The 18,434-nt window shown below is 73.7% G+C and carries 12 protein-coding genes; 5 read left to right on the forward strand and 7 right to left on the reverse strand.

Going from position 1 to position 18,434, the window contains the following annotated elements:
- Positions 1-91: 91 nt before the first annotated feature.
- Together ABTZ99_RS33745 and ABTZ99_RS33750 are read right to left on the reverse strand one after the other, a co-directional pair.
- A complete protein-coding gene (locus ABTZ99_RS33745) occupies positions 92-1,078 on the reverse strand; it encodes a LysR family transcriptional regulator (RefSeq protein WP_499617100.1) in 987 nt (328 codons plus the stop codon).
- Positions 1,079-1,350: 272 nt separating this feature from the next.
- Positions 1,351-2,208 carry a PhzF family phenazine biosynthesis protein gene (locus ABTZ99_RS33750; RefSeq protein WP_499617102.1) on the reverse strand — a complete coding sequence of 286 codons (858 nt, stop codon included), beginning with the start codon at positions 2,206-2,208 and terminating at the stop codon, positions 1,351-1,353.
- A 76-nt stretch (positions 2,209-2,284) separates the two neighbouring features.
- Here ABTZ99_RS33750 and ABTZ99_RS33755 point away from each other — a divergent pair, with 76 nt between their 5' ends.
- Positions 2,285-3,100 (forward strand): LysR family transcriptional regulator, encoded by an 816-nt coding sequence (locus ABTZ99_RS33755; protein ID WP_498786825.1) that lies wholly within the window; start codon positions 2,285-2,287, stop codon positions 3,098-3,100.
- Between the two features lie 10 nt (positions 3,101-3,110).
- Here the strand turns inward: ABTZ99_RS33755 and ABTZ99_RS33760 are convergent, their stop codons facing one another.
- The 3 genes from ABTZ99_RS33760 to ABTZ99_RS33770 all read right to left on the reverse strand — a co-directional run bounded on the left by ABTZ99_RS33760 (position 3,111) and on the right by ABTZ99_RS33770 (position 7,409).
- Positions 3,111-4,514, reverse strand: a complete 1,404-nt coding sequence (locus tag ABTZ99_RS33760; RefSeq protein WP_499617106.1) for a P-loop NTPase family protein — start codon at positions 4,512-4,514, stop codon at positions 3,111-3,113.
- On the reverse strand, positions 4,511-6,322 hold the full coding sequence (locus tag ABTZ99_RS33765) for a dynamin family protein (RefSeq protein ID WP_498786827.1): 1,812 nt from the start codon (positions 6,320-6,322) through the stop codon (positions 4,511-4,513). The genes ABTZ99_RS33760 and ABTZ99_RS33765 overlap by 4 nt, the downstream gene beginning before the upstream one ends.
- A gap of 130 nt (positions 6,323-6,452) precedes the next feature.
- Complete coding sequence (locus ABTZ99_RS33770) at positions 6,453-7,409, reverse strand: IniB N-terminal domain-containing protein (protein ID WP_498786828.1); 957 nt, start codon at positions 7,407-7,409, stop codon at positions 6,453-6,455.
- A 245-nt stretch (positions 7,410-7,654) separates the two neighbouring features.
- Between ABTZ99_RS33770 and ABTZ99_RS33775 the strand changes: the two genes are divergently transcribed.
- The 4 genes from ABTZ99_RS33775 (at position 7,655) to ABTZ99_RS33790 (ending at position 13,523) form a co-directional block, all read left to right on the forward strand.
- The gene (locus tag ABTZ99_RS33775) at positions 7,655-8,947 is read left to right on the forward strand and encodes an Hsp70 family protein (protein WP_499617109.1); all 1,293 of its coding nucleotides are present in this window, start codon (positions 7,655-7,657) and stop codon (positions 8,945-8,947) included.
- Entirely contained in the window at positions 8,944-11,352 is a 2,409-nt protein-coding gene (locus ABTZ99_RS33780) for a helix-turn-helix transcriptional regulator (protein WP_499617112.1), read from the forward strand. The genes ABTZ99_RS33775 and ABTZ99_RS33780 overlap by 4 nt, the downstream gene beginning before the upstream one ends.
- 71 nt (positions 11,353-11,423) lie before the next feature.
- A complete protein-coding gene (locus tag ABTZ99_RS33785; RefSeq protein WP_498781203.1) occupies positions 11,424-11,999 on the forward strand; it encodes a TetR/AcrR family transcriptional regulator in 576 nt (191 codons plus the stop codon).
- A 75-nt stretch (positions 12,000-12,074) separates the two neighbouring features.
- Positions 12,075-13,523, forward strand: a complete 1,449-nt coding sequence (locus ABTZ99_RS33790) for a carboxylesterase/lipase family protein (RefSeq protein ID WP_499617116.1) — start codon at positions 12,075-12,077, stop codon at positions 13,521-13,523.
- Between the two features lie 68 nt (positions 13,524-13,591).
- On the opposite strand, the gene ABTZ99_RS33795 is transcribed toward ABTZ99_RS33790, so the two are convergent.
- Together ABTZ99_RS33795 and ABTZ99_RS33800 are read right to left on the reverse strand one after the other, a co-directional pair.
- Complete coding sequence (locus ABTZ99_RS33795) at positions 13,592-14,065, reverse strand: DUF2165 domain-containing protein (RefSeq protein ID WP_498781206.1); 474 nt, start codon at positions 14,063-14,065, stop codon at positions 13,592-13,594.
- Between the two features lie 207 nt (positions 14,066-14,272).
- The gene (locus tag ABTZ99_RS33800; protein ID WP_499617120.1) at positions 14,273-18,295 is read right to left on the reverse strand and encodes an nSTAND1 domain-containing NTPase; all 4,023 of its coding nucleotides are present in this window, start codon (positions 18,293-18,295) and stop codon (positions 14,273-14,275) included.
- Between the last annotated feature and the right edge of the window lie 139 nt (positions 18,296-18,434).

Consider the following 18,434-nt stretch of genomic DNA (forward strand, 5'->3'; position numbering starts at 1 on the left):
GCATACCGCTGTTGTATGTGGCCCATTCGGCCGTGCCCCCGGGAGCCGCCTCAGGCCCGACTATCGCGAACACGGACTTGTGAAACAGGCGCTAGCCGCCCGCCACCAGGGCCGCGTCGATCTCCCGGTGCGCTTCGGGGTGCTCCGCCCACCACTTCGCGTACCCGGGATTGCGGGGCAGCACCGAGCGGTAGGCGCGGGCGGCGGCGGCGAAGACGTCGTGGGCCCGGCCGGCGGCGGGGCCGTCCCGGCGGGTGGCCAGCAGCAGGTCCACCATCAGCGGCGCGCCGCGCAGCGGCCGGATCACGATCCCGTCCCCGCTGCGCGACTGCGGCAGCGCGAACGACACCGCCCCGTTGGCGACCAGGCTGCGCGCGGTGCTCGCCTCGTTCACGTGGTGGGTGAACCGGGGTGTGAAACCGGCCGCCGCGCACGCCTGGAAGATCTGCAGCCGGTTGCCGACGAGCTCGTCCGGCGGCGCGACCCAGTCCCGGTCGGCCAGCTGCGCGAGGTCGACGTCGTCCTGGACGACCAGCGGGTCGGTCTCCGGCAGCGCCACGAACTGCGGCTCGCTCACCAGCCGCCGCAGCTCCAGCCCGCGCAGCTCCCGCCGCTCCAGCCCCTCGAACCGGTCGAGCACGCCCAGCTGCACCTGTCCCGACACCAGCAGCTCCAGCAGGTCCGACGCGCCGGACATGATCTCCGTGCGGACCTCCGAGCAGGGGATCACCCGGCGCAGCTCCGCCACGAACTGCCCGAAGAACAACGTGGGCACCCCGCCGACCAGCAACGGGCCGGGCTTGCCCTCGCTGGTCCGCCCGCGGGCCAGCGAGACCAGCTGCTCGACCTCGTCGAGCACCAGCCGGGCCGTGCCGACGACCTGCTTGCCGAGGTCGGTGGGCAGGGAACCGCCGGGGGTGCGGTCGAACAGCCGACCGCCCACGATCCGTTCGACGGTCCGCAGCTGGGCGCTCATCGCGGGTTGCGTGAGCCCCAGGCGTGAGGCGGCCTTCGTGAGGCTGCCTTCTTCCGCGATCGCGCACACCGCGCGCAGGTGGCGTAGCTCAAGCTCGGGCATAACGCTCTTCTATCCCCCTTTCGTATGAGCCGCCAGCCCTTCCGGCGGTCATAGTTGGCGAGGTTCCCCTGCGACCGAGGAGAAGCGGATGCGTCACGCGAGCCAGATCTACTGAAGCGGACTCGGGCCGTCCCGCCCCGCGCCACGGGTGCAGGTGACGTGCCAGGGGGTGCGAGGCCGACGTCCCCACCCCGTTCGGGGCCGCCGGTCGCGACTGCGGAGTGAGCGACCGGTGGCCCCGTCGCGTGGTCGGTGCGCGCGGCCGGCGGGGATCAGGGGTGGACCGGGATCCGCACCGCCGTCCCGGTCACGGTGACCCGGGGGTCGTCGGGCGAGACCGCGATCTCCAACAGGCTGGGCCTGCCCATGTCCACGCCCTGGTGGATGGTGATCGACCGCCGCCGGTCGACCTGCCCGACGGCCCGCAGGTAGCCGCCGAACGCCGCCGCGGCGGACCCGGTCGCCGGGTCCTCCACCACACCGCCCACCGGGAACGGGTCGCGCGCGTCGAAGACGTCCTCGCTGCGCTGGTGCACCAACTGCGCGGTCACCGCGTCGTTGGCCCGCAACAGGTCGCCCAACGCGTCGAAGTCGTACTCCAACGCCGCCAACCGCTCCCGCGTGCGCACCGCCAGCACCAGGTGCCTCGACCCGCCGAACGCCCAGTGCACCGGGTACCGCGGGTCGAGGTCGTCGGCCGACCACCCCAGCGCGCGCAACGCCTCGGCCACGTCACCCGCCGGCGCCGGCGTCGACGACGTGGGCACGCTGGTCAAGCCGGCCTTCCCGGGCGTCGCGGCGATCTCGACCAGCCCGGCGGGCGTGTGGAACCGGACCGTCCCCGTCCGCTCCAGCGCGACCGCCGACGCCACGGTCGCGTGACCGCAGAACGGCACCTCCACCAACGGGCTGAAGTACCGCACGTCGAACTCCCACCCGTCACCGCGCGGGAACAGGAACGCGGTCTCCGAGTAGCCGACCTCGGCGGCGATCTCCAGCATCGACGCCTCGGTCAAGCCGGTAGCGTCGAGCACGACACCGGCCGGGTTGCCGCCGGCGGGGTCGGTGGTGAAAGCGCTGTAGCGGAGCACGTCCGGTTCCCGGACCGCGGTCTCATGCACGTCGTTCATGCGGACAGCGTCTCCCACCACCTACCATCGAGTCCAACGATTCCCTGCGATGGATCCGATCGGTATTGTCGATGCGGTGGACACCCGCCTCCTGCGCACCCTCCTGGTGCTCGCGCGCACGGGCAGCTTCACCGCCACCGCGGCGGAGCTGCACCTCGTGCAATCCACGGTGACGAGCCAGGTCAAGGCCCTGGAGCGGCACCTGGGCGCCCGCCTGTTCGACCGGCTGCCCAGCGGCGCCCGGCTCACCGAGGCGGGCCGGCAGGCCGTCGAGCACGCCCGGGAGGTGCTCACCGCCGAGCAACGCCTGCGTGACGCCGTGCGCGGCAGCACGGCGGTGGAGGGCGACGTCCGCATAGCCGCACCCGAGTCGGTCTGCGCCTACCGGCTGCCGCAACGCGTCGCGGACGTGGCGATGCGCTGGCCGGGCATCTCCGTGCACCTCTCGCCGGCCGGCACCCGCCAAGCCCTGACCGGCGTCCGCAACGGCACCCTGGACCTCGCCCTGGTGCTGGAGGACTCGCTGGTCGCGCCGGGCCTGAAGGTCACCGCGATCGGCGTGGAGCCGATCGAGCTGGTGTCCGCGCCCGGCGTGGTGCTGGACGAGCGGTACTTCCTGCTGGAGGAGGGCTGCTCCTACAGCGACCGGTTCGTGCGCGACCTGCCCGCGACGCCGAGCATCACCCGGTTCGGCAGCATCGAGGCCGTGCGGTCGTGCGTGGTGGCCGGCCTGGGCTGGACGGTCCTGCCGCGCGTCGCCGTCGCCGAGCACCTGGACGCGGGCACGCTCCAGCGCGTCCGTGAACTGCCCGACAGCACGTTGTTCCTCGTCACGGACCCGCGCCGCACCCCTTCCGCGGCCGTCCGCGCCGTCGCGGCCGCGCTCGGCTGAGGACCGGCGCTCATCCGACCGGCTGCGCCAGCATCCCCTCGCAGCTGCGCACGACCACCGCCGCCGCCCGCCGCTGCCCGTGGTCCAGCGCGGGGTCCACCGCGTGCCCGCGCCACCGCCCCAACGCCTCCAGCACGGCCCGCCGCAACTCGCCCTCCGTCGGCTCGTGCTCCATCCCCAACCGCACCACCGGGTTCGTGCCCAGCCCGCCGACCAACCGCGACGCCTCGGCCTCCAGGTCGCCGGGCAGCCGGGTGCGCCCGCCCTGCAACGCGGCCAACAACCTCAGCTCCCGGAAGTCGTGCGCCGAAGCCAGGATCCGCTCCACCGACGCGGCCAACCCGATCGACCCGGGCCGCGGTTCGGCGCGCAGCACCACGTCCAGCCCCAGCAACGCCGCCCGCGCCTTGAGCACCTCGCGGCGCTCGGTGAAGTAGACGCCGATCGAGTCGCGCAGCTCGCCGAGCCCGCTGCGCTGCACCAGCTGCCCGGTCAGCTTCACCTGCGTGTCGAAGCCCTGCCGGATCAACGTCGTCGTCAGCCGCACGCCGAAGATGCCGAACCGGTCCACCAGGCCCCGCCGCGCCGCCGGGTCCAGCCGCACCGGGAAGTCCTCGCCGACGAACCGGTCCGCGGACAGCAGGTGGCCGTCCAACTCCGTGCGCGCCAACGACGCCAGCGCCGCCAGCGCCGCGAACTCCTCCGGGCGCAACGTCCGCGCGGCCACCGCGAGCAGCCCCGCCACCGCGACCACGTTCTGGCACAACGGGGTCACCGTCGCCTCGCGCCGGTACCGGCGGGCGATCTGCTTGGCCGAGGACAGCGCGTCGATCCGGCCGCCGCCGATCTCGTCGGCCCGCGACAGCACCAGCACCGTGTTCACCGGCGCGACCCGCGCCACCGGGTGGTCGTGCGCGGTCTGCAGGAACCGCACGTCCGTGGTGTGCATGTGCCTGGTCAGGTACAGCACCGCGTCGGCCTCGCCGTAGACGTGCTCGACCGGCGCGCCCGCCGGCGTGTCGATCAGGGTCAGGTCGCGCAACGACCGCGACGGCCACTCCACGGTCACGCGCTCGGCGTCCGGCGCGTCGACGAACGCCTTGCCGTCGCGGCGCAGCACCGGCACCTCGTACTGGCCGACGTGCGCCCGCGGCCGCGGCCCGTCCTGGTACCACGTGGTGGCGCCGGTCGGCGCGAACTCCTCGCCGATCAACGCGCTGACCACGGTCGACTTGCCCGAGCGCGGCGCGCCCGCCACGGCGACGCGCACCGGCTCGCCGAACCGCGCCTGGTGCCCGCGCAGCCACGCGACCGCGCGCGGGCTGTCCCGGTAGACCACCAGGGCGTCCTCGAGCAGCGCCCAGACCTCGTCCTCCAGCGTCACGCCCGGCGGCGCCTCGCCCGAAGGCATCATGCGCTGATCCCCAGCGGTGGCGCCTGACCTCCCGCGAGCCCTTGGACCCGTTGGTAGAGCTGCACGAGGTCGTCCAGCTCCCGCTTGGCGTCCCGGTTGCGGCGCTCGCGCTCGGTGTTGTCGTCCTGCACCGCGCGACGGGCGCTGCGGGCCGATTCGAGCAGCGTCTCCTGCAGCTCCTCGGCCAGCGTGGCGAAGTGGTTGCGCAGGCTGCGCTGGATGTGCCGGGCCGCGTCGCGGCAGTCCTTGCTGAACTTGATGAAGAAGTCGTCCACGTGCCGGGCCGCGGCGGCCTTGGCGGCGGCCTGCCTGCGGCGCAGCCGCTGGTCGCTCTCGTCGATGATCGACTTGCCGCCGAACAGCGCGCCCGCGCCCAGCGAGATCGCGTTGATCAGCGGCATCCCGGCGAGGCTCGTCGCCAGGCCGAACATCAGCACGCCGCCGTAGGAGCCCTTCAGGCCGGTGAACGCCTTCTGCATCACGCTGAACTTCTCGATCACCGGCTTGTCCATGGGCGCGACCCGGTCCAGCACGTCGTCCGGGAAGATCGACTCGGGCAGCAGGTCGTCGCGGACGACCGGGAAGCTCCTGGCGACCTTCTCGGCCACCCACTCCGAGCGGTCGAGCAGCCAGGCGAAGTTCGTGGTGGCGGCCTCGGTGAGGTTGTCCTCCAGCCAGGACTCGAACTTGTCCCAGCCCAGCGCCGGGTCGGCGGTCTCGAACGTCTTGTCCACCTCGCGCATGATCTTGCGGGTGCGGTCGCGCAGGTCGTACTCGATGTCGGAGACCAGGTCGGCCATCTCGTCGGCCAGCACGGTCTGCCAGCGCGCGGACCGGCGGCGCAGCTCGTCGATGCGGCGCTGGGCCTCGTTGAGCGCGGCGATCGTCTTCTCCGGGCCCTGCGCGACCCCGGCGGTCAGCTCCTCGCGCACCGGCGCGACCAGCTGCTTGATCGCCGACGCGGCGGTGACCGCGACCGTGCGGCGGGCCAGCTGGTCGGCGGCGGCCACGATGTCCTGCCGCACGCAGGTGAGCAGCTCGGGGAAGCCGGACTCGGCGTTGAGCGCCTTGTCGCCGGTCTTGGCCGCGCGCAGGCGCAGCGCGGCGGAGACCGGGACCAGCTTCGCGGTCACGCCGGCGCGGGCCAGGTGCGCCCGGTTGCGCTCGACCACCCGCCGCCACTGCGCCGCGATGTCGATCTTGGTGAGGACCACGATCACGTTCGGGCACGACGTCATGACCTGCTTGAGCAGCTCCAGCTCCGACCCGGTCAGCTCGGCCGTCGCGTCGGAGACCATGAGCACGGCGTCGGCCTGGAGCAGCGCGGCGAACGTGCTCGCCGTGTGCGCGGGCCGCAGGTCGCCGACGCCCGGCGTGTCGATCAGCACCAGGCCCGAGTCGAGCAGGGCTCGGGGGATGCCGACCTCGGCGCGCACGACGTCGCCGCCGTGGTGCCGGTCGGCGCTCACCCGGCTGGCGAGCTGGTCGAGGGGCACGGGGATGCGTTCGGTGGGCGTGTTCGCGATGGACGCGCCGCGCACGAGTGCGGCCGACGGGGTCTCCGCGTGCTGCACGAAAGTGGGAACGGTGGTGGTGACGTCATCACCCACCGCGCACACCGGGGCGTTCACCATCGCGTTCACGAGCTGGCTCTTGCCCTGCTTCGGCTCGCCGATCACGAGCACGCGGAGCTTGGGGTCCAGCTGGCGGGCGCGCTTGTCGCGCAACCGTTCGGCCAGGTCGGGCCGGTTGTGCGCAGCGCAAGCCCGGATCGTGTCGTCGAGCACGTCGAGCCAAGGCGCGGACATCACCCGGCAGAGTGTGCCGGTAAAACCCGTCCGGGTGAAAGTCCGGGGACGTTCCGGGCATGTTCCGGGCACAAGGCGAGGGCCGGTCCCGTCGCGTGGACAGGACCGGCCCTCCGGTGGTGGATCAGTCTCAGAAGAGCAGGTTGTCCACGCCGAGCGAGTCGACGACCGGCAGGTCGAGGCTGTCGACCGTGCCGGTGACGTTGCTCACGACACCGCCGACGCCGGCGGTGTCCGCCACGCCCGAGACCACACCGGTGACGTCGGACAGGGGAGCGGCGCCGTGGGTGTCGAACTCGGCCGAGCCGTGCGCCGAGCCGGACACGCCGAGCGCGTCGCCGAGGCCCGCCACGTTGCCCAGGCCCGCCACGTCGCCGAGGCCGGCCACGTTGCCGAGGTCGCCGACGGGCAGCGAGCTGGTGAGGCCACCGGTCACGTTGCCGATCACGCCGTTGAGCGTGTCGACGGCGCCGAACGCGGTGCTGGTCAGGCCTTCCGCGCCCGGCAGCGAGCCGGTGACCCCACCCGCGGTGGCGACGGCACCGTCCAGCGTGCCGGTCGCCGTGGCGGTCAGGTCCGAGACCTGACCGGTGGCGGTGTGCAGCGTGCCGTCCAGGGTGTCGGTCACGTCACCCACCGCGGAGAAGTCGCCCTCGACCGTCAGCTCCGCCGAGGCGGCGCCGTCGAGCAGGTCCCAGCTCGACACGCCGCCGAAGACCGACAGGCCGTCGGCGTCCGCGCTGAGCGTGCCCGCCACGGCGGCCTTGACGTCGCCGGCGCCGGTGGCACCCGACACCGCGAGCTGGTCCGTGACGGCCTTGAGCTGGAAGATCGCGCCGGCCTGGCCTGCGTCGACCAGGTCGAGCGGCAGGTCCTCGAGCAGCGAGCCGTCGAGGGCGGGCAGGCCCCCGGTCGGCACGTAGTCGAGCACCAGCGGGATGACTTCCTGCACGTCCAGGGCGCTGATGTCGCTCAGGCCGGCCCTCGCCAGGGTGCCCTCGGCGTCGGCCTGGAAGTCGGCCAGCGCGGTCGGGTCGCTGAGCAGGTCGAGAACGAAGTCGTGCAGCGTGTTGGGGCTGGAGCCCATGATGGATGTCTCCTGGTCGAGTAGGACGCGGGTAGCCGGCCCGGCAGGGGTGGGGTCCGGCCTGGTGATCAAGGTATGGGCGGGGGGATCACCGGCCATCGGGGATTACTCCCAGTAGATGCCGCAACCACGATGGGGTGGTTCTCGTTCACTCCCTAGGGGATTAGGGGATGGCCTTGTGACCATCTCGTAACCCGTGTAGGTACTGCCGGTAGTTCGTTCAGGTGAGTGAAGGAGGCTCCGAGTTGCCGTACGTCCTCGGGGTCGACGTGGGCACCACGCGCACCGCCGCCGCCGTGTGCCGGTTGGGCGGGACCGGGCGCGCCGAGCCCGAGGTGGTCGGCCTCGGCGGTCCGGGCGGCGGGGTGGCGTCGACGCTGCAGCTCACCCCCGACGGCGCGTTCGCGGTCGGCGAGCCGGGCGACCCGCGGTGGACCGCGACCGGCTTCGGCCGCCGGGTCGGCGACGCGGTGCCGGTCGTGCTGGGGCCGGACCCGCTGTCGCCCGGTTTCAGGGACGCGGACGCCGAGCGGTGCCCGGCGGAGGAGCTCACCGCGCTCATGGTCATGTGGGTGGCCGACCAGGTCGCCGCGCGGGAAGGCGAACGGCCCGCGCACGTCGTGCTCGCGCACCCGTCCGGCTGGGGCGCGTACGCCAAGGGCCTGATGCACCGGGCGCTGCGGGCGGTCGGCGTGGAGGCGTCGCTGGTGCCCGAGCCCGTCGCGGCGGCCGAGAACCACGCGTACAGCCGGTCCTTCGCCGGGTCGCTGGGCGTGTTCAGCCTCGGCAGCCACGGGTTCGCCGCGTCCGTCGTCGGCCGGGGTTTCGAGCTGGTCAAGACCGCCGAAGGGGTCGACCAGGCCGCCGGCGTCGACTTCGACGACGCGGTCTTCTCGCACGTGCGGACCTCGCTCGGGCGGGAGCTGGCCGAACTGGACGCCGACGACCCCCGCACCCGCGGCCTGTTCGGCAGGCTGCGCCGCGACTGCGAGGCGGCCAAGCGGGTGCTGTCGGCCACGCTGGAGACGTCCATCCCGGTGCACCTGCCGTCCGGGCCGGTGGACGTGCCGATCACCCGCGCGCAGTTCGAGGACCTGATCCGCCCGGACGTGGAGCAGGCCGTGGCGGTGTTCGAACGCGTCGTGTCCGGCGGCGTGGAGATGACCGCGCTCGTCGGCGGCAGCGCCCGCATCCCGCTGATCGCGGCGTCCGTGCCCGGCCGGGTGGTGCTGGAGGCCGCGCCCGAGACGTCGGTGGTGAAGGGCGCGGCGCTGGCCGCGCGCAGGCTCGTGATCGGGCCCGACGCCGAGCCCGAGCCGATCGAGACCTCGGTCATGGTGCGCGACGACGACCCGTCGCTGAGGTTCCCCGTGGGTGGCTTGGAGGCGCCGGACGCGGAGCCCACCGCGCCGCCGCCCCGCCCGCCCGTCGACATCACACCGCTCGACCTGCCGGAACGGCGCACCGTGAAGCGCGTCGTGCGCGGGCTCGTGCCGACCGGTGGGCGCCGTGCCCGTGACAGCGAGGATGGCCGTTGAGCCCGAGCACGACCGCGAGTCCAGTGTTGTCCCAGCAGGTCACGCAGGTCCTGGACGCCGTCGCCGCAGCAGCCGTCGGCTCCGGGCCCGTGCTGCGGCTCGGCGTGGTCGCGCCCGGCGGGTACGGCAAGACCACCGTGCTGCGGGAGATCACGCGGGCGTTCGGTGACGCGGGCGCGTCGGCCTCGGTCGTGGACGACGCGCACCTGCTGCCGGACGCCGAGCTGCTGGCGCTGCGCTCCCTGGTCGAACGGGGTGACGAGCACGTCGTGGTGGCCTACCGGCCGTGGCCGCGGTCGCGCGCGCTGGCGGCGTTGGCCGAGTCGTTGGGCCGGGCGCGGCCGTCGTTGATGCTGGAGCCGTTCACGCGGGAGCAGGTGCGCGCGGTGCTGCCCGCGTCCGCCCGCGGCCTCGTGGACTACGTGCACCAGCAGACCGGCGGCGTGCCGCGGTTCGTGCGGCGGCTGGCCGGGCTGACCGCGGCGGAGCTCACGCCGGAGGTGGTGGCGTCGTTCCGGGCCGACCTGGACTGGCTGGACGCCGACGTGCGGAAGTACCTGCTGGCCGCCGAGGCGGGCGCGGCGCTGCGGCTGGACCTGCTCGGCGGGCTGCTCGGGGTCGACGCCGACGCGGTCGGCGACGTGATCGAGGCGGGGCGGGCCACCGGCCTGGTCGCGGCCGACGGGACGTTGCTGCCCGTCGCCCGGCAGGCGGTGGCGTCGCTGAGCCGCACCGACCGGCGGATCGCCGTGCGGCAGCGGCTGGCCGAGCTGCAGCTGGCGTCCGGCGGGCCGGTGCTCGACCTGGTGCGGCCGTTGATCGGCGTCGGCGGGACGGGCAACCAGGCCGGTGTCGTCGGACCGGAGATGGCGCAGGCGTTCCGGGCGGCGGCCGAGGAGGCGCTGGCCACCGACCCGGCGCTGGCGGCGCGGCTGCTGGCCGCCATCGGCACGGCGGGCGCGGACGTCGCCGTGCGGCGGGCGGTGGCCTCGGCCATGGCGGGCGACCTCGACGCGGCGATGCGGCTCGCGGACCAGGTGATCTCCGGCGGCGACGTCGAGCACCGCGGCGCGGCGGCGGAGGTGGCCGCGATCGCGCTGGCGCACCGGGGCCAGCTGGCCCGCGGCACGGAGCTGCACCGGTGGTCGCCGAGCTCGACGTCCTCGGCGTTCGCGGTCATCGGCCAGGTCGGCACGGGACGGCTGCCGACCGAGCCGCTGCCCGTCGCGCCGCCGACCATGCTCGACGGCGGCGCTTCCCTGATGGCGCAAGGCGTGGTGGAGTCGGTGACGTCGTCCGCGACCACGGCACTGTCCACTTTGGTGCGTGCGGCCGGGTTGCTCGAACCGGCCGGGCGGGCCGTGCTGCTGCCGGACACGCCCGCCGCGCTGGCCGCGCTGGTGGCGCTGCACAGCGGCGAGCCGGGCGTCGCGGAATCGGTGCTGGACCGGGCGATGGCGACGTCGTCGGGCGGCGCGCTGATGGTCGTGCGGCACCGGTTGCTGCGGGCGTGGATCGCGATGCAGCGCGGCAACCTCGCGCAGGCCAGGGAAGCGCTGGTGGCGCTGCGGAAGGTCGGCCGCCCGCTGGAACCGCGGGACTGGCTGTTCGCGGTGGCGCTGGAGATCGGCGTCGCGCGGCGCAACAGCGACCTGGCGACGTTGAAGCGGACGTGGGAGCAGGCGCACGAGGCGGTGCTGAGGCACCCCGTGGACCTGTTCACGTTCCTGCCGCTCGGCGAGTTCGCCACCGCCGCCGCGCGGCTGCGCGACCAGCACCGGCTCGCGCCGCACCTCACCGCCGCGCGGGAGGTGTTGCGGGACTTGGGTGAGCCGAGCCTCTGGGCCGTGCCGCTGCACTGGAGCGCGCTGCACGCGGCGATCATCGCCGAGGAGACGTCCGTCGCCGAGGAGCACGCGGCGTCACTGGCCGCGTGCCGGGACCGCAGCCGGTACGCCGGGATCGTGTCGGCGGCGGCGGAGAGCTGGCTCGACGTGGTGGCGGGCAAGGTGGACGCCGACCAGGTCGAGGAGTCCGCGCGCGGCCTGCAGGCCGTCGGCCAGTGGTGGGACGCGGCCAGGCTCGCCGGCCAGGCCGCGATCAGGACGTCGGACCGCCAGGCGATGGTGCGGCTCCTGGACTGCGCGCGACTGCTCCAGGGGCGCAGCGCCACGACCGCGCGCAAGCAGCCCGAACCGGCGGTGGAGGCCGACGCGGGCAAGCTCAGCGACCGCGAGCGCGAGGTGGCCGAGCTGGTCGTCGGCGGGCTGACCTACAAGCAGGTCGGCGACCGCCTGTTCATCTCGGCGAAGACGGTCGAGCACCACGTGGCGCGCATCCGCCAGCGGCTGGGCTGCACCAGCCGGGCGGAGCTGCTGGATCAGCTCCGCCAGATCGTCGGCTGATCGCACCTCACCTGACCTGCGGTTTCCACGCGACCGCGCACGATCTTGCTCAGCCGTGCTAACTTTTGCTCATGCGAGCAAAGTCCGTGACCGAGCAGGCACGACGGGCGCAGATCGTCGCCGCGGCGATCGAGGCGCTGGCCGAGCTCGGCTACGGGGCGACCTCGTTCAAGCAGATCGCCGCCCGCGCGGGCCTGAGCAGCACGGGCCTGATCTCGTACCACTTCAAGGGCAAGCAGGAACTGGTGGACGAGGTCTACGCGCAGGTCAGGCGGACGTTCGCCGCGTTCGTGCTGGAGCGGATGGACCACAGCGCCACCGCGGCCGGCGAGCTGCGGGCGTTCCTGAGCGCGAACCTGCGGTTCATGCGCGCCCACCGGGCCCACATGGTGGCGTTGGCACAGGTCCGCCCGCACGTGTCCGAGGTGGACACCGCCGACGACGACCACCGCGCGATGGCCGACCTGCTCCGGGAGGGGCAGCGGCGCGGCGAGTTCCGCGGGTTCGACGCGGACACCATGGCGATCTTCGTCCTGGCCCTGCGCAACGGGGTGCTGGCCAGGGCGGCCGATCACCCGGAGGTCGACCTCGACCTCTGCGAACGCGAGCTCGTCACCGCGGTGGAGCTCGCCACCACGAGGGGGTGACCCATGCGTCGGGGGACGCGAGCACTGATCACGGCGACGACCGCCCTGGTCGTGACGGCATGCGGGGGGAACGACGTGGGACCACGCGACATCGCGAAGGTGGAGAACGGCGAGGTGCGCGGCGTCGCGCACGCCGACCACACCGTCTTCCAAGGCATCCCGTACGCGGCGCCGCCGAAGGGCGAGCTGCGCTGGCGGTCGCCGCGGCCGGCGGCGGACTGGGACGGGATCAGGGACGCCACCGAGCCGGGCAACCCGTGCCCGCAGGTCGGCTCGTCCTACTCGGACACCAAGGCGACCGACGAGGACTGCCTGTTCCTCAACGTCACCACGCCGTCCACCACGGGCCGCAGGCCGGTCATGGTCTGGGTGCACGGCGACGGCGCGATCGGCGCGGGCCACCACTTCGACGCCGCCGCGCTGGCCACCAAGGGCGACGTGGTGGTCGTGACGCTCAACTACCGGCTCGGCGTGTTCGGCGGCTTCGGCCTGCCGGGCCTGGCGGGCTCCGGCGCGTTCGGCCTGCAGGACCAGCGCGCCGCGCTGGAGTGGGTCAGGCGCAACGTCGCGGGCTTCGGCGGCGACCCGGGCAACGTCACGCTGTTCGGCGTCTCCTACGGCGCGTCGGCCACCGCCGCGCACCTGATCTCGCCGAAGTCGCGCGGCCTGTTCCACAAGGCGATCATGCACAGCGGGTTCGCGCTGGTCGACCTGCCCGCGGAGGCGTGGTACCCGGACCTGGGCGCGCTGCCGTGGCTGGCCTGGCGGGACACGGCCGAGATCGAGGGCATCGGGCAGGGGGTCGCCGCCGAGCTCGGCTGCGCGGACGTCGACTGCCTGCGCGGCCTGCCAGCCGAGCGGCTGCTGGACCACCCGCAGGTGATGAACATCTTCCAGCCCTTCGGGTACGGCAACGAGGACCTGCCGGCGCTGCCCGTCGAGGCGTTCGCCGCCGGCGACATCGCGAAGGTGCCCGTGCTGGCCGGCAACACGCGGCACGAGCACCGCGGCATCGTGGAGATCTTCCGCGGCCCGGTCGCGGCCGAGGACTACCCGCGGCTGCTCGCGGCGGCGTTCGGCGACCGCGCGGCCGAGGTGGAGCGGGAGTACCCGTTGAGCGCGTTCGAGAGCCCGAGCCGGGCGTGGGCGGCGGTGCTGACCGACCGCGTGTGGGCGCGACCGACGTTCCGGCAGCACGAGCTGCTGTCCGCGCACACGCCCACGTTCGCGTTCGAGTTCGCCGACCCGGCGGCCTCCGAGCAGGGCGCGAGCCACAGCACCGACATCGGCTACCTGTTCCCGGAGGAGGAGTTGGCGGGTCCCCGGCGCGACCTGTCGGACGCGATGATCCGGTACTGGACGGAGTTCGCCCGCACCGGTGACCCGAACGGCGACGGCGCGCACGGCCTGCCGCACTGGCCCGCGTTCACCGAGGGGCGGCACGTGCAGTCGCTCGTGCCGGACGCGATCACCGGTGTGGACTACCGGGCCGAGCACCGGCTGGACTTCTGGGAGGACGAGTAGGGGACCGCCGGACCGGAGACCGCCACGAGGGGAGGCGGCCTCCGGTCCGGGGTGCGGACGGGGGAAGGTCAGTCGCGCTTGCCCGCGTGCAGCAGGACGAGGCCGAGCGCGGCGATCACGAAGTTCTGGAACGCGGCCGACAACCCGTTCCAGTCCTTGGACTGCCACATCACGAACCACTCGCCGCCGATCGCGATGAAACCGCCACCGAACAGCAGCGCCTGCATCACCCAGCCCGTGGACGACAGCCGGCGCGCCACCTCCTCGCGGCGGCGCAGCCAGGCCACCAGGCCGGCCAGCAGCACCAGCGCGGTGACCGCCTCCCAGGTGATGATCAGCACGTACGCCGCGGTCACGACGGTCGGGTTCGTGATCGCGCGCCACGTCGTGGTGGGCGAGCCGAACGTGGTGTCCATCGCGAACACGTGCTGGACGAACGCGTGGTTGGTCTCGTAGTCGGTGATGTTCCCGAACACCACCAGACCCATGTAGAGCGCGGTGATCCCGGTCAGCGCGGTGATCGCCGCCTTCAGGCTCCCCACCCCGGCAAGTAAACGCATGATCTGTAGAACGTAGTCACGATCGACCGGAAGTCCATGAGCGGATTTCACTTCCACCGGCCCGCGCCGGGTCCGCGCCGGGCCCGGGAGCACGTCGAACCGGCAGGTCGGCGCGGGTGATCGCCCGGGAGGGAACGCCCACGTCCCGGATGCGGTCTGGACCACTCGGAGGTTCGGGGTGGACGTCGCTCAGGGGCAGGGCGGCTCGTACTCCAGCTGCGGCAGGTGCTCGACCCACCGCTCCTCCGGCAGCACGCCCTTGGTCTTGAGGCAGAGCCGCCCGATCACGTGCGGCAGGTCGAGGTCCCACACCCGGACCGTGCTGTCGGAGCTGGTGGACGCGAGCCGGCGGCCGTCCGGGCTGAACACGACGTCCCGCAACCCGCCGTCGTGCCCGGTCAGCACCTGGCCGACGGGGACGGGCCGCTGGAGGTCGTGCACGTCCCACAGCCGGATCGTGCGGTCCTCGGCGCCGCTGGCCAGGGTCCGCCCGTCCGGGCTGAACGCCACGGTCACCACCGCCTCGACGTGACCGGTCAGCGGCTGGCCGAGCTGCTTGACCCGGTTGGGCACGGTCAGGTCCCACAGCCGGACCGTGCCGTCGTCGCTCGCGGTGGCCAGGGTCCGGCCGTCCGGGCTGATGTCGCCCGCGCGCACCGCCAGGCTGTGCCCGCTCAGCGGGTGCCCGATCGGCTGGGCGGTGGCCGGGTCGGTCACGTCCCACAGCCGCACGGTCTTGTCCGCGCTCGCCGTGATCAGCGTCTTGCCGTCCGGCGTGAACCCGACGTAGTGCACGTACCCGCCGTGGCCGACGAGCGCGCCTCCCAGCGGCTTCGGGTGCTCCGGGTCGCCGAGGTCCCACAGCTGCACGGAGCTGTCGTCGGAACCGGTGACGAGGACCTTCGCGTCGGGTCGGAACGCCACCGGCGAGCTGTAGCGGGTGCCCACCCCGATCGGCTCGCCGAGCGGTCTGGGGTCGTGCGGGTCGGTGAGGTCCCACAGCCGCACGGTCTTGTCGCTCACGCTGGCCAGCGTCCGGCCGTCCTCGCTCAACGCCAGCGACCACACGCCACCGCCGTGCGAGAGCACGGTCGGCGACGTCGGCCGGCGCGGGTCGCTGGTGTCCCACACCCGGATCGTCCCGTCCTCGCTGGCCGACACCAGGTGGTGGTCGTCGGGGGTGAAGCGGGGCCCGATGGTGCGCGCCGAGTGCCCGATGAGCACGCTGTGCGGCAGGGACCACAGCCGCACCACCGAGTCGTGGCTGCCAGTGGCCAGGGTGCGGCCGTCCGGGCTGAACGACACCGCGTAGACGATGCCGTTGCGGCCGGTCATCGGCCGGCCGAGGGTGGTGGCGTGCGCCGGGTCGGTGATGTTCCACAGCCGCGTCGTGCCGTCCGCGCCGGACGCCGCGAGCACCCGGCCGTCCGGGCTGAACGCCACCGACCACACGCCCTCGGCGTGGTCGGTCAGCGGCCGTCCCACCGGCCGCGGCGACGCCGGGGCCGCCACGTCGAACAGCTGCACGGTGTGGTCCTCGCTGCCGCCCGCCAGCAGGCGGCTGTCCGGGCTGAACGCCAGCGAGTGCACGGTGTTGTCGAACCCGGTGATCGGCTCGCCGACGCGCCGGGGGTCGCGGGGGTCGCGCACGTCGAACAGCACCACGGTCCCGTCGTCGCCGGCGGTGGCCAGCAGCGCGCCGTCCGGGCTGATCGCGACCGCGCGCACCTGGTCGGTGTGCGCGCGCAGCGGGTCGCCCAGCCGCCGCGGGTCGGTCGGGTGGCTCACGTCCCACAGCCGCGCCGTGTGGTCGGCGTTGGCGGTGACCAGCGTGCGGGAGTCCGGGGTGAACGCCACCAGGTAGATGGTGCCGTTGTCGCCGCGCAACGGCTCGCCGAGCGAGCGCGGGCGTTCCGGGTCGCTGACGTCCCACAGCCGCACGGTGGTGTCGTCGCCCGCCGTCGCCAGCGTCCTGCCGTCCGGGCTGAACACCGCCGAGGTGACCCAGCCGCGGTGCCCGGGCAGCGGCGAGCCGAGCGGCTTGGGGTCGTCCGGGTCGCGCAGGTCCCACAGCCGCACGGTCTGGTCGAAGCTCGCGGTGGCCAGGAACTTCCCGTCCGGCGAGTAGGAGGTGAGGTACACCGGGCCGGTGTGCCCGATCAGCGGCACCGCCAGCGGCGTCGTCTGCGTGGACAGCAGCCGGGTCTGCACGTCCCGGTCGTCGGGCCGCATCCGGTGCGCCACCAGGGCCAGCTGCGCCGACAGCGACGGGTCGGACTCCTGCAACCGGTCCGCCTCGGCCACGACCTGCCGGAACACCGCGTCGTCGCGCTGCCGCACGGCCAGCACGGCGGCGGTCGCGGCGATGAGCGCGAGCACGGCCACGCAGGCCACGGCCGCCCGTCTGCCCCACGCGGCGCGCCTGCGGTACTGCATCGACACGGCGAGGAAGTCCTGCGCGGTGCCGGTCAGCCCTTCGGGGCCCGCCGCGTCCGCCCAGTGCCGCGCGGTCTCCAGCCGCGCGCCCCGGTAGAGCAGCGACGGGTCGCGGTCCTGGGCCGCCCACGTCGCCGCGTCCTCCTCCAGCCGCTGCCGCAGCAGCTGGCCCTCCCGGTCCTGGTCGATCCAGCTGCGCAGCCGGGGCCACGCCTGCAGCAGGGCCTCGTGCGTGATCTCCACGGAACCCGCGTCGAGCGTGACCAGCCGGGCCCGCGCCAGCACCTCCAGCGCCTCCTCGCCCGCGGCCCGGTTCGCGGCCTGCTCGACCAGCTCGTGCCGGGTCGAGCGGCGGCGGGTGTCCTGGGTGTCCTCGCCGACGCGCACCAACCGCAGCAACAACGGCCGCGCGGCCTGCTGCGCCTCCGGCGCGAGGTCGGCCCACGCCCGTTCCGCGGTGGCCGCGACCGCGCCCTGGATGCCGCCCGCCGAGCGGTAGCCGGAGATGGTCAGCTTGCCCGCGGCGCGGCGCTGCCAGGTGGCCAGCAGGGCGTGCGACAGCAGCGGCAACGCGCCCGCGTCGTACGCGCCCTGACCCGCCCGCGCCTGCGCGCGCCCGCTGCGCACGCCGAGGTCGCGCAGCATCAGCTCGATCAGCCCGGGCTCCAGTTGCAGGCCGGCCGCCTTCGCGGGCCGCGACACCGCCTCGCGCAGCTCCGCCGACGTCATCGGGCCGAGCACCATCTGCCGGTCCTGCAACGCGTCGGCCAGCTCCGGGAACGCCAGGCAGCGGCCGTAGAAGTCGGCCCGCACGCCGACCAGCACCAGCGCGGGCGGCGTGCCGCCGGGCGCCGCGGGCGTGCACGCCACGTGCAGCGCCTGGACGAACACCTGCAACCGGTTCTCGTCCGAGGACAGCGTGAACGCCTCCTCGAACTGGTCGACCACGACCACCACCCGGTCGCCGCCGTGCCGCGCCGCGTACGCCGCGAACGCCGCCCGGATCTGCGCGGCGAACCGCAGCACGCCCATCAGGGTCTGCCCGAGGAACGTGTCCGGACCGTGCCCGGAGGCCACCAGGTCCTGGTCCATCCCGTCCAGGGTGAGCGCCATGTCCAGGATCTCGGCCAATTCCGGGACCTGCCGGATCAATTCCTTCACCGGGTCCGCGCCGGGCGTTATGACGACCGACGGCCAATTCGTCGAGCCGGCCACGCCCAACGCGCCGGCACGAATGGACGGAATGACCCCGGCGCGCACCAGCGACGATTTTCCGGCACCCGAGGCGCCGACCAGCATCACGATTCCGCCGGTATCCGCGGCATTGCCCAACCGGGACACCAGCGCGGCCGTGCTGCGTTCCCGCCCGAAGAACCAACCGGAATCCTCGGGTTGGAACGCGGCCAATCCCCGATAAGGGCACACACCGATCTCGTCGGAGCTCGGCGGGTCCTCGTCGTCGGGCGAGGACACCGGGCTGGCCAGCGCCTCCTCCCACAGCGCGCGCCACGCGTCGAGGTCGTACAACCCGGCCACCGGCGGCTGCGGACGTGACTTCCTGGCCTCACCGATCAAAATTTCAAGTACTACCGAGAGTGCCGAGAACCGGGCGGGCACGTTGCGGCCACGACGCCAGTCGCTGACCCGTTGCGCGGTCGCCCGGATCGGTCTGCCGCGCTCGTCGGCGCGCCGCGCGCGGCCGACCGACTCGGTCACCTTCTTCAGAGGTGGATCGCCCGCCTCCGCGTAGAGCAGTGCGAACCGCTCCGCGAACACGGCACGGGGACCTGACCCCTGACCGGAACCAGCCATCCGCGGCGTGCCTCCTAGAGGTCCGGTGTTCCGGACCGGAAACCGGGTGTGAGCGCGTGAACAGGCCGTTTGTCGACCGGTGGTGCTCTTCTCGGTCCACCCT

The sequence above is a fragment of the Actinosynnema sp. NPDC002837 genome, assembly GCF_040295345.1.
Lineage (GTDB): Bacteria > Actinomycetota > Actinomycetes > Mycobacteriales > Pseudonocardiaceae > Actinosynnema.